Source organism: Streptococcus sp. HMSC034E03 (genome assembly GCF_001811505.1).
Lineage (GTDB): Bacteria > Bacillota > Bacilli > Lactobacillales > Streptococcaceae > Streptococcus.
Map to the genome: position 1 here is coordinate 107,062 of NZ_KV804942.1, position 13,260 is coordinate 120,321.

General features: G+C 38.4%; 11 protein-coding genes and 1 pseudogene. 3 read left to right on the forward strand and 9 right to left on the reverse strand.

What is annotated here, in order from left to right:
• Nucleotides 1–216: 216 nt before the first annotated feature.
• The 9 genes and pseudogenes from polA to HMPREF2805_RS01050 form a co-directional block, all read right to left on the reverse strand.
• Nucleotides 217–2,850 (reverse strand): DNA polymerase I, encoded by a 2,634-nt coding sequence (gene polA, locus HMPREF2805_RS01010; protein WP_075231026.1) that lies wholly within the window; start codon nt 2,848–2,850, stop codon nt 217–219.
• A 64-nt stretch (nt 2,851–2,914) separates the two neighbouring features.
• Nucleotides 2,915–4,048 (reverse strand): N-acetylmuramoyl-L-alanine amidase family protein, encoded by a 1,134-nt coding sequence (locus tag HMPREF2805_RS01015; RefSeq protein ID WP_075231027.1) that lies wholly within the window; start codon nt 4,046–4,048, stop codon nt 2,915–2,917.
• Nucleotides 4,049–4,148: 100 nt separating this feature from the next.
• A pseudogene (locus HMPREF2805_RS10915) lies at nt 4,149–4,416 on the reverse strand (Veg family protein).
• Nucleotides 4,413–5,771, reverse strand: a complete 1,359-nt coding sequence (dnaB, locus tag HMPREF2805_RS01025) for a replicative DNA helicase (protein ID WP_000852500.1) — start codon at nt 5,769–5,771, stop codon at nt 4,413–4,415. Before dnaB ends, HMPREF2805_RS10915 begins: the two are co-directional and overlap by 4 nt.
• A gap of 42 nt (nt 5,772–5,813) precedes the next feature.
• On the reverse strand, nt 5,814–6,266 hold the full coding sequence (rplI, locus tag HMPREF2805_RS01030) for a 50S ribosomal protein L9 (RefSeq protein ID WP_000864205.1): 453 nt from the start codon (nt 6,264–6,266) through the stop codon (nt 5,814–5,816).
• On the reverse strand, nt 6,263–8,236 hold the full coding sequence (locus HMPREF2805_RS01035; protein WP_075231028.1) for a DHH family phosphoesterase: 1,974 nt from the start codon (nt 8,234–8,236) through the stop codon (nt 6,263–6,265). Before HMPREF2805_RS01035 ends, rplI begins: the two co-directional genes overlap by 4 nt.
• Nucleotides 8,237–8,384: 148 nt before the next feature.
• The gene (hpf, locus tag HMPREF2805_RS01040) at nt 8,385–8,927 is read right to left on the reverse strand and encodes a ribosome hibernation-promoting factor, HPF/YfiA family (protein ID WP_075231029.1); all 543 of its coding nucleotides are present in this window, start codon (nt 8,925–8,927) and stop codon (nt 8,385–8,387) included.
• A 79-nt stretch (nt 8,928–9,006) separates the two neighbouring features.
• Entirely contained in the window at nt 9,007–9,669 is a 663-nt protein-coding gene (locus HMPREF2805_RS01045; RefSeq protein ID WP_075231030.1) for a ComF family protein, read from the reverse strand.
• Complete coding sequence (locus tag HMPREF2805_RS01050) at nt 9,666–10,964, reverse strand: ATP-dependent helicase ComFA (protein WP_075231031.1); 1,299 nt, start codon at nt 10,962–10,964, stop codon at nt 9,666–9,668. The genes HMPREF2805_RS01045 and HMPREF2805_RS01050 overlap by 4 nt, the downstream gene beginning before the upstream one ends.
• A gap of 55 nt (nt 10,965–11,019) precedes the next feature.
• Here HMPREF2805_RS01050 and HMPREF2805_RS01055 point away from each other — a divergent pair, with 55 nt between their 5' ends.
• The 3 genes from HMPREF2805_RS01055 (at nt 11,020) to cysK (ending at nt 13,138) form a co-directional block, all read left to right on the forward strand.
• Nucleotides 11,020–11,655 (forward strand): YigZ family protein, encoded by a 636-nt coding sequence (locus tag HMPREF2805_RS01055; protein ID WP_049526161.1) that lies wholly within the window; start codon nt 11,020–11,022, stop codon nt 11,653–11,655.
• A 16-nt stretch (nt 11,656–11,671) separates the two neighbouring features.
• On the forward strand, nt 11,672–12,115 hold the full coding sequence (locus HMPREF2805_RS01060) for a PH domain-containing protein (RefSeq protein ID WP_075231032.1): 444 nt from the start codon (nt 11,672–11,674) through the stop codon (nt 12,113–12,115).
• 96 nt (nt 12,116–12,211) lie between these two features.
• On the forward strand, nt 12,212–13,138 hold the full coding sequence (gene cysK, locus HMPREF2805_RS01065; RefSeq protein WP_075231033.1) for a cysteine synthase A: 927 nt from the start codon (nt 12,212–12,214) through the stop codon (nt 13,136–13,138).
• The last annotated feature ends 122 nt before the right edge of the window (nt 13,139–13,260 follow it).

A 13,260-nucleotide genomic window follows, 5' to 3' on the forward strand; every position in this document is an offset into this window, starting at 1 on the left:
TCTTCTTACAAACATCTTGACCCCAATTATTCTGATTGGATTAGGTGTTATTCTACCAATCCTTGCAAAAAAAGAACAAAAGAAACAAATCAAATAATTCTACTATATAGTTAGATAAAATCGAGTTTATCTTTGCTTACAAAAATTTTCTCACCAAAAATCCCCTTTGAACAGTAACGTTCAAGGGGATTTCTTTTTTGTCTGATAGGCTATTTTTTATTTGGCCTCATACCAAGTCACGCCTTCATTTTCATCAGCAATCAGGGGCACACTGAGTTGAATGGCTTCTTCCATGGTTTGTTTGACAAGTTTTTTAATAGCTACCAATTCTGACTTAGGCACTTCAAGAACAATTTCATCGTGTACTTGTAACAGCATCTTAGTTTGATAACCACCTGCTACCAAGGCTTTATCTAGCTGAATCATAGCGATTTTGAGAATATCTGCAGCCGATCCTTGAATAGGTGAGTTGATAGCTGTACGCTCTGCAAAACCACGAACGTTAAAGTTACGCGAATTGATATCTGGCAACTCACGACGACGTTTGAAGAGAGTTTCTACATAACCCTTATCACGCGCTTCACGAACCACTTCATCCATGTAATTTTTAATTCCTGGGAAGCGTTCAAAGTAGGTATCGATGTATGCTTTAGCCTCTTTACGACTAATGCCCAGATTATTCGATAAACCAAAGTCTGAAATTCCGTAAACCACTCCAAAGTTGACAGCCTTGGCATTGCGGCGGTCGTTCGGAGTTACATCCTCAGGACGTTCAATTCCAAAGACACGCATGGCTGTCGAGGTATGGATATCAGCTCCCTCTTGGAAGGCCTTGATTAAGTGCTCATCTTTAGAGATATACGCCAAAACTCGCAACTCAATCTGTGAATAGTCAGAGCTGAGAAGGACACTATCTTCCCACTCTGGCACGAATGCCTTACGAATGAGGCGACCTTGTTCCAAGCGAACAGGAATATTTTGCAAGTTTGGATCCACACTAGATAGACGACCTGTCTGAGTCAAATCCTGAACATAGCGCGTGTGAATCTTGCCATCCGCTAAAATCCAATCCTGTAAACCAATCACATAAGTCGATTGAATCTTAGCAATTTGACGATAATCTAAAATTTTCTTGACGATTGGGGCAATCGGAGCTAGGCGCTCTAACACATCCACTGCTGTTGAATAACCTGTCTTGGTTTTCTTGGTGTATTCTATGGGGAGACCTAGCTTTTCAAAAAGCAATTCGCCAAGTTGTTTAGGCGAGTTGATGTTAAACTCCTCACCAGCCAATTCATAAATCTCTTGAGTCAGATTTTCAATGACAAGCTCATTTTCAGCTTGCATCTCGAGTAGAGTTTCTTTTTTAACCTTGATCCCAGCGATTTCCATCTTAGCAAGAACAAAGGCCAGAGGTTGCTCCATATCATAAAGAAGGTCTAATTGTCCGTTTTCACTTAATTTTTCAAGTAAAACAGGCTCTGTCTCAACCAGCACAGCAAGCTTGCGAGCCAAGTGCTCCAAGAATCTCTCTCTCTCAGGGATAGCTTTCTTGACACCCTTACCATAGAAGGTTTCATCATCGACTAGGTAAGTTTGACCATAGAGACTAGCAATGGTTGAAATTTCATTATTCTCTACAGTAGAGAGAAGGTATTTGGCCAAGCGACTGTCAAAAGCAGGAGTCTGCAAGTCCAAACCAAAACGATTTAAGAGAACTTTAGCTTTCTTAAAGTCATATACTTTCAGAGGTGTTTTTTCTAGAAAATCCTTTAGAATCGAATCCTGTAGAAGTTCCAGCTTATCTGTAGCATAGAACTTATCTCCGCATGACCAGGCAAAACCAACCAAGTCATCTGTATGGTAGTTTTCACCAAAAAGTTCAAAGTGAAAGATGGAGTCCGCGCTTAGCATATCTTGACTGACTTGGTCAACAATAGTAAAGTCCAAACTCTCAGCCACATCAGCTGATGATACATTTAAAGCCTGCTTGAGTTGTTTGAAGCCCATCTCATCGTAGAATTTCCCAAGATTTTCCACATCTGGACCGCTATAAACCAAATCATCCAGTCCAATCTCAATCGGCGCTTTCGTGTCGATGGTAGCTAGTGTTTTAGACAGAAAGGCTTGTTCCTTATCATTGATGAGATTTTCTTTCATCTTAGAAGCCTTCATACTATCGATATTTTCATAAATACCTTCAAGCGAGCCGTGTTCCAGCAAGAGCTTAATACCAGTCTTTTCACCAATCTTGGTAACGCCAGGGATATTATCTGACTTATCCCCCATGAGAGCCTTAAGATCAATAAATTGAGCTGGTGTGATTCCCATCTTTTCCATGAGATATTCTGGTGTAAAGGCCTCAAACTCAGCCACACCTTTCTTAGAAATCTCAACCACAGTATGCTCATCTGTCAACTGAATCAAGTCCTTGTCTCCGCTGACGATAGTTACATCAAAAGAATCCTTTTCAGCCAAACAACCCAGAGTCCCGATGATATCATCTGCTTCATACTGAGCTAACTCATAATGACGAATCCCAAGATGGTCTAGCAACTCACGAATAAAAGGAAATTGCTCACGAAACTCATCCGGAGTCTTGGCACGACCACCCTTATAGTCTGCATACATCTCTGTACGGAAGGTCGTCTTCCCCGCATCAAAAGCAACCAAGATATGACTCGGTTGAACACGCTCCAGTAGGTGATTTAGCATCAGGTGAAAACCGTAGATAGCATTGGTATGAAGTCCATTGTCATTTTTAAAACGATCCAGTTGCTGGTAAAGTGCAAAAAATGCTCGGAAAGCAACTGAAGAACCGTCAATTAGTAGTAATTTTTTCTTGTCCATACACCCATTATAAAGGAAAGCAGGGAAAAATACCATTAGGAAGAGCCCAAATGCTGAATAACACTTATGATGCTGGATTTTCTACTCGCGCACCACTGCTATCAACTTGGAAACCATCGATAGTCGTATTGACTGCTAAAGCTCCCGATGAATTTACATAGTAATATTTCCCTGAAACCTGAAACCACTGGCTAGCCTTCATAGCACCTGAGCTTTCAAGATAGTACCATGTTCCGTTATCCTTTAACCAGCCTGTCTGCATTTCGCCAGACGATTTCAAATAATACCACTTAGAACCATCTTTTAACCAACCTGTCGTCATTGTACCATCAGCTTGCAAATGATACCAGTTTCCATTAATCTTCTTCCAACCGACTGCTTTCTGACCATTTTCATAATAATACCAAACAGTTCCTTCTTTTTCCCAACCATTCTTAGAGGTTTCCGTTTTAATTAACGGGATATAACGTCTGTTCCCACTTCGTGAAATATAACTAATCCATTTATAGCCATCTTTTTCAAGAGTCTGATCATAATGAACACTTTCTCCCGCATAGTAATAATCGATAATCGTTGCTGTTAGTGATGGCTGATCCATAATGGCTGCTTTTTCTGTAAAAATATGTGTCCCGCTAGAGACAGGAGCAGACTGATAATTCCCTGCGCTAGCATTCCCCACGTCTTTAAAATGAATGAATCCAGTCATAGAATTGGCCTTTACCGTTCGTCGATTGTACCTTTCTCTGACTCCATAATTGTATTCTTCAATTTCAATCATATCACCAAAAACATTGGATACCCAAGCGACATGACCATACTGTCCACTCGTATCCCAAGCGATAGAACCAATTGCTGGGCGCTGATCTACGCGATAACCTTCTCGTTTAGCACGATATCCCCATTCATTAGCATTTCCATAAGCCGCCGGAATTTCAAAACCATTGATATTGCTCAAACGAAAGGCTGCAAAAGAAGTACACTGACGAGAATACATGCGCCATTTATCAATCTCCTGACTCCCATTTTTATAATAAGTAGGATAATCATCTCCTCGTGCTAGTGATCCATTGTTTGCCTGGTTGGCATGAACAGTTCCTCCACTAAATAAAAAAATACCTGCTAAAACTAGTGAAGCTGAGCCTACAGCTGTCTTTCTGAGAAAAGTTCCCTTTTTATGTCCTGCTTTAGTAAATGTCATGCATTCTCCTTCAAATAATTAGATTTTTGAGGTTGACCTCATCTATATCATTCGAAAGAAAAAGAAAAAAGTGAGAAACTTCCCACTTTCATGAATATCCTTAATCTAAATAATGAATTAAGTTCTTTTCCGTTAAAATATCTGAATAAGTGAAAGATTCAACATAGACATTAGCCTGTTTGTCTCCTTCAACATTTCCAAACTCAACGATGAAGAGCGATGGGTAAACCTCAATTAGTTTTCCTAAACGATTTTTTTTGGCGTTTACGACCATTTTCTAAGGTCATTTCTACCACTTGTCCCTCATGCGCCTTAATTTCTTCTTTGATTTTTTTCATTTTAGCCACATCTGTAAATGCGTCTGTCATCTTGGTTCCTCCATCTTCGAAATACTTGAAAATTTATTATATTCTTTTTGGAAAATCAATTCTACCGTTCCGCGAGCACCGCTACGGTTTTTCTCGATAATCACTTCTACTTTATTATTTGGAATGCCTTCCTCCTCTTCACCACCGCGCTCATAATAGTCATCACGATAGAGAAAGGCTACGATATCAGCATCCTGCTCAATAGATCCAGATTCACGAATATCAGACAAAACTGGTCTCTTATCTTGACGTTGCTCTACACCACGAGAAAGCTGACTGAGAGCTATAACTGGAACTTTGAGTTCTTTTGCTAGGATTTTCAACTGACGGGAAATCTCAGATACTTCTTGTTGACGATTTTCTCGACCAGTCCCTGTGATCAGCTGAAGATAGTCAATCAAAATCAAGCCTAGATTACCTGTTTCCTGAGCCAGTTTACGGGAACGAGAGCGAATTTCTGTGATTCGAATCCCTGGTGTATCATCAATGTAGATACTTGCATTAGCCAGATTACCCTGAGCAATCGTATACTTGCGCCATTCTTCCTCAGTCAATTGACCTGTACGGATAGAATGCGACTCTACCAACCCTTCCGCAGCCAGCATACGATCGACCAAGCTTTCAGCACCCATTTCCAGAGAGAAAATAGCAACTGTCTTGTCTAATTTGGTTCCGATATTTTGCGCAATATTCAAAGCAAAAGCTGTCTTACCAACCGCAGGACGAGCTGCCAAAATAATCAATTCTTCCTCATGCAGACCTGTCGTCATGTGATCTAAATCTCGATAACCTGTCGCAATACCCGTGATATCCGAAGTCTGTTGAGAACGAGCTTCTAGATTTCCGAAGTTGATATTCAATACATCGCGAATATTTTTAAAGCCATTTCGATTGGCATTCTCACTGACATCAATCAAGCCTTTTTCTGCACGAGCAATAATTTCGTCCGCAGGTTGAGAAGCTTCATAGGCTAGGTTTACAGACTCTGTCAACTTAGCAATCAGGCGCCGAAGCATAGCCTTTTCTGCTACAATTTTAGCATAGTATTCCGCATTGGCAGAGGTTGGCACTGAATTGACAATCTCAACCAGATAAGACAAGCCTCCAATAGTTTGTAAATCACCCTGGCTATCTAGTATCGTCCGAACTGTGGTTGCGTCAATAGCATCTCCACGATCAGACAAATCAACCATAGCTTGAAAAATCAAACGGTGAGCATACTTAAAGAAGTCCTGTGAATCGATATATTCTCGGACAAAAACGAGTTTAGTCTCATCAATAAAAATGGCTCCTAAAACAGATTGTTCTGCTAGGATATCTTGAGGCTGAACACGCAGTTCTTCAACTTCTGCCATCAGACTTTCCTTCCTTTTACAATATTGTCAACCAATCGTAAATTAAGCTTCCTTGACACGAAGATTGATTACACTTGTTACATCTTGATAAATCTTAACCGGAACATCAATCAAACCAACTGCTCGAATTGGTGATTGAACTTGAATATGGCGTTTATCAATTTTAATACCAAATTGTTTTTGTAATTCTTCTGCAATTTTCTTGTTGGTAATAGATCCAAAAGTTCGTCCATCTGGACCAACTTTTTCAACAAATTCAACGATTGTTTCTTCTGCTTCCAGTTTTTCTTTAATTTCCTTCGCTTCTGCAAGCATCTCTGCATGTGCTTTTTCTTCTGATTTTTGCTTACCACGCAACTCACCAATGGCTTGAGCTGTAGCTTCCTTAGCAAGGTTTTTCTTAATTAAAAAGTTTTGTGCATATCCAGTTGGTACTTCTTTAATTTCACCTTTTTTCCCTTTACCTTTAACATCTGCTAAAAAGATTACTTTCATTCTTCTGACTCCTTTTCTTTTGTTTCATTAAAAATAACTGTTTTCAGTTTATCTCCTGCTTCTTGCAGGCTCATATCTGTCAAACGTGCCGCAGCTAAGTTAAAGTGACCACCGCCACCTAACTCTTCCATAATTCGTTGGACATTGATCTTACTTCTGCTTCGCGCAGAAATGGAGATTGCTCCTTGACTATTCTTAGCAAGTACAAAGCTGGCCTCTATACCAGACATGGCAAGCATAGCATCAGCAGCCTTACTAATAACAACCGTATCGTACTCTTTATCCTCCAAAGCTTGAGCAACCAGGATTGATGGCTGTACCATTTGCCCTTGTAAAATTAATTCATTTACCAATCGATATTCTTCAAAATCAGTGGCTGAAATTTCCTGAATGACAATGCTATCACTCCCTCTAGTTCTGAGATAACTTGCAACATCAAAAGTTCGACTAGTTACCCGAGAGGTGAAATTTTTAGTATCCAACATCATCCCTCCCATAAGAACACTAGCCTGAATACGACTCAAACGTTTCTTCTTAGAGTTTTGAAATTGAATCAACTCAGTTACAAGTTCACTAGCACTACTAGCTCCACTCTCGATATAGGTAATGACCGAATTATCTGGAAAATCTTGGTCACGACGATGATGGTCAATGACAATCGTCTGGGTAAATAAGTCATAAAACTCTTTGGATAAGGTTAAAGCTGTCTTAGAATGGTCAACCATCACCAGTAAGGAGCGTTTGGTAACCATTGTCATCGCTTGATTTAAAGGAAGAAGTTTTGAAACACCCTCATCTTCCAAATAATTGACCGCTCGAGCGATATCTGGAGACATCTGTGTAGGATCATAAATCACATAACTATCTTCTAGTACATTACTCGAAAACAACTGCATTCCAACTGCTGAACCAAGAGCATCCATGTCAAGATTCTTGTGACCAACAACAAAAACTCGATCGACACTTTTAAGTTTATCTGAGATAGCTGTCATCATAGCACGAGTTCGTGTCCGAGTACGTTTAACAGATGCTGCTGAACCGCCTCCAAAGTAGATTGGATTTTTGGTTTCATCATTCTCTTTTACAACTACTTGGTCACCACCACGAACTTCCGCTAAGTTGAGATTGAGGAGAGCAACCTTCCCAATCTGGTCATGATTCCCATCACCATAGGAAACTCCTATACTCATCGTTAGTGGCAAATTTCGTTGCTTAGCTTCCTCACGAAAGATATCAATCACAGAAAATTTATCCTGCATCAAGTGATCAAGTACGGTATAGTCCGTAAATAAATAGAAGCGATCCATGCTCACTCTACGAGAAAACATGGCATGTTTCCCAGCAAATTCTGAAACAAAATTTGCAACAAAGCTATTAATATGACTAATGTCTGATTCAGACGTTTCATTTTCCAAATCATCATAGTTATCAACTGAGATAATTCCAATTACAGGACGACTTGTTACCAATTCAGCAGTCGCCTCATACTCACCAGAAACATCAAAAAAGTATAAGACACCCGAATTTCTATCCAAATGCACTGCATAACGTTTCTCCCCAACAATGGCATAAGCCCCTGGGGAAGAAATCGAACTCTTTAAAATCTTTTGAAATTGAGGAAAATCAATTTCTCCATCCTCGGTTGTCAAAATTAACTCCGCATAGGGATTGAACCATTCAATCTCACTGCTGTTCATATTTAATTTAACAACCCCGACAGGCATTTGCTCCAACAGAGCACTCAAACTATCCGTAGCCTGATGATTGACATACTGGATTTGCTCGATATCTGTTTTTTTGTAATATTTTTTCTGGAAATTAAATAGCAAAACATAGAATACAATAAATAAAAATAGACTTGCTATAGTGATAAGATTATCCTTTACTAACACAATCAAAATGGTCATAATCGTAAAGGTTACCATAGCAATCAGATACATAAAAAAGGGATTTATTTCATTTTTTTTCATTACAAACCTCTTGCGCATTATTATACCATAAATGTAGCCAAAAAGCGACTTTTAAAGAGGGAACCCTATATTCAGATAATAGTAAATCATCCAAACTAAAAAGTGGTTTACACTAGTGTAAACCACCTTTACAAACTAATTATTAAGATTATTTAACTTCTAGAAGACCGATATCTCCATCTTCACGACGATAGATAACATTTGTTGTTTCATCTTCAACATCTACATAGATAAAGAAGTCATGTCCCAATAAATCCATCTGTAAGATAGCTTCTTCCAAATCCATTGGTTTCAAATCAATTTGTTTTGAACGAACAACTTTTGGTTGTGCTACATCTAAGTCCTCAACTAAAGCATCTGTAAAGAGTTGACTTGTTGATACTTTATTTCTGTTCTTACGTTCAATTTTAGTTTTGTTTTTACGAATCTGACGTTCAATTTTATCTGTCACCAAATCAATAGAACCGTACATATCTTGAGAAATATCTTCTGCACGAAGAGTAATAGATCCAAACGGAATGGTTACTTCAACTTTAGCAGTCTTTTCACGGTAAACTTTCAAGTTAACACGCGCATCCAATTCTTGGTCTGCTTGGAAGTATTTTTCGATCTTTTCGAGTTTAGAAACTACATAATCACGAATTGCTTCTGTTACTTCTAGGTTTTCACCACGGATACTATATTTAATCATATAAGTACCTTCTTTCTAAACATATTTGTTTTTCTAATTATATTATAACGCTTTCATATTTTTTTTGCAAACTTTTTCCTCATCTTGCGAGGGAAAAAGTTTTAATATTCTGACAACCAGCTGCTAAAAGCATACTTTTAAGACGATTCAAGGTAGTTCCAGTTGTATAAATATCATCAAAGAGTAAGATCTTTTCTGGAAGCTTCACGCCATCTTTCAACAAAAAGGGAAATTCTGCAAGTAAGCGATCCGATCGATTTTTTGAAGAACTAGCCTCCACTTCTTTTTTAACCAAAATATCCAGATATGCTAACCCAGTATCCTTTATCAAATCCTCTACTTGATTAAAGCCTCTGCTTTTTAAACGCTGGTCACTCAGAGGAACAATCACAATCTGATAGTCCTTATACTTCTTTAACTCTTTTTGCAATATCTCAGAAAATACCTTTCTAAGAAGATAATCACCATCAAATTTATAGCGACTAAAATACTCTTTCATAGCCTGATTATAGGAATAAAGAGCTCTATGATCAACCTTTACACCTTTTTTACACCAAAATTGACAATCTTGACAAATAGTTGACAAACCTTTTTTAAAACAACTCGGACAATGATTACCACCAATGCTCTCGAAAGACGAAATACAGGATTCACAGACTAGTTCCTCCTCCTTTTTAAAACAGAGCAGGTTAGTAAAGGTTATCTCTGTTTGCAAGTTTTTACCACACAATAAACACTTCATACTCCTGCCTCCTGATTCATTTGTTTAATCTCCTTTATGGCTCTATTAATGGACAGATTGAGTCCGTCATGGAAAAATATCAGTTCTCCAGTAGGACGATCCATGCTTCTTCCAACTCGTCCACCAATTTGTATTAAACTTGACTTGGTAAAGAGTTGATGATTGGCTTCCACCACAAAAACATCTATACGAGGGAAGGTAACTCCACGCTCTAATATAGTTGTGCTTATTAACATCGTTAACTCTCCATCTCGAAAGGCCTGTACCTGCTCTAATCTGTCTTCTGTGATTGAAGATACAAATCCTATTTTCTCATTCGGAAACTTCGCCTGCAAAATTTCTTTTAGCTTTTCTCCCTTTTTTATTTCAGATGCAAAGATTAGTAAAGGATAGGCTGTCTTTCTCTGTTTCTCGATGTAAAGTTTTAATTTTGGAGGTAAACCATTTTTTTCTATATATTTATTAAAATTTGATAACCAGATTGGCTTGGGAACAATGAGAGGATTTCCATGAAAACGACGAGGTAAACTGAGACGCTTTAACTCCCCTTGTTTAACTTTTCTATCTAACTCATCTGTTGACGTTGCTGTTAAAAATATTCTCAATCCATTTTCCTTTACACAATTGTTGACAGCATGGTAAAGCACTGGATTATCAACATAAGGAAAGGCATCCACTTCATCCACAATCAATAAATCAAAAGCTTGATAAAATTTTAATAGTTGGTGAGTGGTTGCTACAACTAAAGGTGTACGAAAATAGGGATCCGACTCCCCATGTAGTAGCGCAATCTCACATGCAAAATCATTTTGTAGTCGTTTATGTAGCTCTAAGCAAACATCAATTCGTGGACTGGCCAGACAAACAGCTCCACCTTGATCAATCACCTTGGCGACAACTTGGTAGATCATCTCTGTCTTACCAGCTCCTGTCACTGCATGTACCAAGGTAGCCTCCTTCTTATCTACCGCCTGAAGGAGTCCTTGTGATACCCGCTCCTGAAATGGAGTCAGTTGACCTGACCATTTGAGTACATCTTGTTTGGGAAAACATTCTTGCGGAAAGTAATAGAGTTTTTGATCACTTCTTATTCGCTTCATAATCAAGCATTCTCGACAATAAAAAGCACCAATAGGCAAATGCCATTCTTCTTCTATCTGACTACCACAACGCTGACAAGATAGTTGCCCCTTTTCTTTTTTCATGGATGGAATTTGTTTTGCTTGTTGTCTCTCCTCATGACTTAATTCTTGCTCGGTAAAAAGGCGACCGAGATAATTTGGATTTACTTTCATATTTCTTTATTCGTAAAATGTAGAACTTTACGCTATTTTTTAGTACAATAAAAATATGGAATACAGAACTATAAAAGAGGACGGACAAGTCCAAGAAGAAATCAAAAAATCACGCTTTATCTGTCATGCCAAACGTGTCTATAGTGAGGAAGAGGCTCGTGATTTTATCACAACTATTAAAAAAGAACACTATAAAGCTACCCACAACTGCTCTGCTTTTATTGTCGGTGAGCGTAGTGAAATCAAGCGAACTAGTGATGATGGAGAACCTAGTGGGACTGCTGGCGTTCCTATGCTAGGAGTTCTGGAGAATCACAACCTTACTAATGTCTGTGTGGTAGTTACTCGTTATTTTGGTGGTATCAAACTAGGAGCTGGTGGTTTGATTCGCGCTTATGCTGGTAGTGTTGCCCTAGCAGTTAAGGAAATTGGCATTATTGAAATCAAAGAGCAAGCAGGGATACAGATTCACATGACCTATGCCCAGTATCAAGAATATGGGAATTTTCTTAAAGAGCATAATCTCATAGAATTAGAGACAAACTTTACAGATCAAGTTGACACGATGATTTTCATTGATAAAGAAAAGAAAGACGGTATCAAGGCTGATCTCATTGAATTTTTCAATGGAAAAGTTACTCTAACTGACAAAGGTTTACGTGAAGTTGAAGTACCTGTAAACCTATCATAAAGAAAGGAAATATCATATGGCTTTTGGAAGATTAATTCAGGGACTGGCTGGAAACTTCAGTGAGCAAAGTAAAGAAGCTCTTACCAAAGAATTTGAACAGTATTTATTGGACAAGGAGGAAATTCAAAGCGGATATAAACTCATTCGTGATTCAATTATCTTTACTAATATCCGTATCATCTTTACAGATAAACAAGGGGCAACTGGACGAAAGATGTCTATCAAATCAATTTTCCTCATGAACATCGTCAATGTTGAGATGGAAACTGCTGGACTTGGGATTGATGATAGCGAGATTACGATTACTTATTTAGAAAATGCCTTTTTAAAATCTCACAATGAGCATTTTAATTCTCACAAATTTGAATTTCCAAAGAAAACTGATATTGTACCTCTTTACACCTATTTATTTGACTTAGCTTATCATAATCGTTTGAATATGAATGGTTTGAATCACTGATATAAAAAAATCCTATCACTCCGATAGGATTTCTATATTTTACAAAAGTTAAAGTTAGCGTTATACTAGTAGCATCTTATATAAAGAGGTGCTAATATGGCAATTTATAACAATATCACAGAACTCATCGGTAGAACACCGATTATTAAATTGAATAACATTGTACCAGAAGGTGCAGCAGATGTTTATGTAAAACTTGAAGCTTTTAACCCAGGATCGTCCGTTAAGGACCGTATCGCCCTAAGTATGATTGAAAAAGCAGAACAAGAAGGTAAACTTAAACCAGGTTCTACTATTGTGGAAGCAACAAGTGGAAATACTGGTATCGGACTTTCATGGGTTGGTGCTGCTAAAGGCTATAAAGTTGTTATCGTTATGCCTGAAACCATGAGTGTTGAACGTCGTAAAATTATCCAAGCTTATGGAGCTGAACTAGTCCTCACTCCTGGTAGCGAAGGAATGAAAGGTGCGATTGCAAAAGCGCAAGAAATTGCTGCTGAGCGTGATGGTTTCCTACCATTACAGTTTATTAACCAAGCTAACCCAGAAGTTCACGAAAGAACAACAGGAGCTGAAATTCTAGCTGATTTCGGAGCTGATGGTTTAGATGCCTTTGTTGCTGGTGTTGGTACTGGAGGAACTATTTCAGGTGTTTCTCATGCTCTTAAGACTGCTAATTCAAACATTCAAGTTTTTGCAGTTGAGGCAGATGAATCAGCAATCTTATCAGGTGAAAAACCAGGACCTCACAAAATTCAAGGTATCTCTGCTGGATTCATCCCAGAAACACTTGATACAGAAGCTTATGATGGTATCGTTCGCGTAACCTCAGACAATGCTCTCGCACTTGGTCGTGAGATTGGCGGAAAAGAAGGCTTCTTGGTAGGTATTTCTTCTGCAGCTGCTATCTACGCAGCAATCGAAGTTGCTAAAAAACTTGGGGAAGGTAAAAAAGTTCTTGCGCTTGCACCAGATAACGGAGAACGTTACCTATCTACAGCACTCTATGAGTTTGAAGTATAGTCTCCTAAATACACTAAGCCCTTGTATAGGGCTCAGAACGAAGACAAACGTCATTTTTGGTGTTTGTCTTTTTCTGTTTTCAAAAATAGTTTGTCTCATCATCTGATATTCCATTCAAAAAT

Bases quoted from the DNA above. Each gene is read 5' to 3' on its own strand.
- HMPREF2805_RS01055 (WP_049526161.1), top strand. From the start codon at position 11,020: ATGGAATACAGAACTATAAAAGAGGACGGACAAGTCCAAGAAGAAATC.
- dnaB (WP_000852500.1), bottom strand. From the start codon at position 5,771: ATGGCAGAAGTTGAAGAACTGCGTGTTCAGCCTCAAGATATCCTAGCA.
- hpf (WP_075231029.1), bottom strand. From the start codon at position 8,927: ATGATTAAATATAGTATCCGTGGTGAAAACCTAGAAGTAACAGAAGCA.
- polA (WP_075231026.1), bottom strand. From the start codon at position 2,850: ATGGACAAGAAAAAATTACTACTAATTGACGGTTCTTCAGTTGCTTTC.
- HMPREF2805_RS01060 (WP_075231032.1), top strand. From the start codon at position 11,672: ATGGCTTTTGGAAGATTAATTCAGGGACTGGCTGGAAACTTCAGTGAG.
- HMPREF2805_RS01045 (WP_075231030.1), bottom strand. From the start codon at position 9,669: ATGAAGTGTTTATTGTGTGGTAAAAACTTGCAAACAGAGATAACCTTT.
- HMPREF2805_RS01015 (WP_075231027.1), bottom strand. From the start codon at position 4,048: ATGACATTTACTAAAGCAGGACATAAAAAGGGAACTTTTCTCAGAAAG.
- cysK (WP_075231033.1), top strand. From the start codon at position 12,212: ATGGCAATTTATAACAATATCACAGAACTCATCGGTAGAACACCGATT.
- rplI (WP_000864205.1), bottom strand. From the start codon at position 6,266: ATGAAAGTAATCTTTTTAGCAGATGTTAAAGGTAAAGGGAAAAAAGGT.
- HMPREF2805_RS01050 (WP_075231031.1), bottom strand. From the start codon at position 10,964: ATGAAAGTAAATCCAAATTATCTCGGTCGCCTTTTTACCGAGCAAGAA.
- HMPREF2805_RS01035 (WP_075231028.1), bottom strand. From the start codon at position 8,236: ATGAAAAAAAATGAAATAAATCCCTTTTTTATGTATCTGATTGCTATG.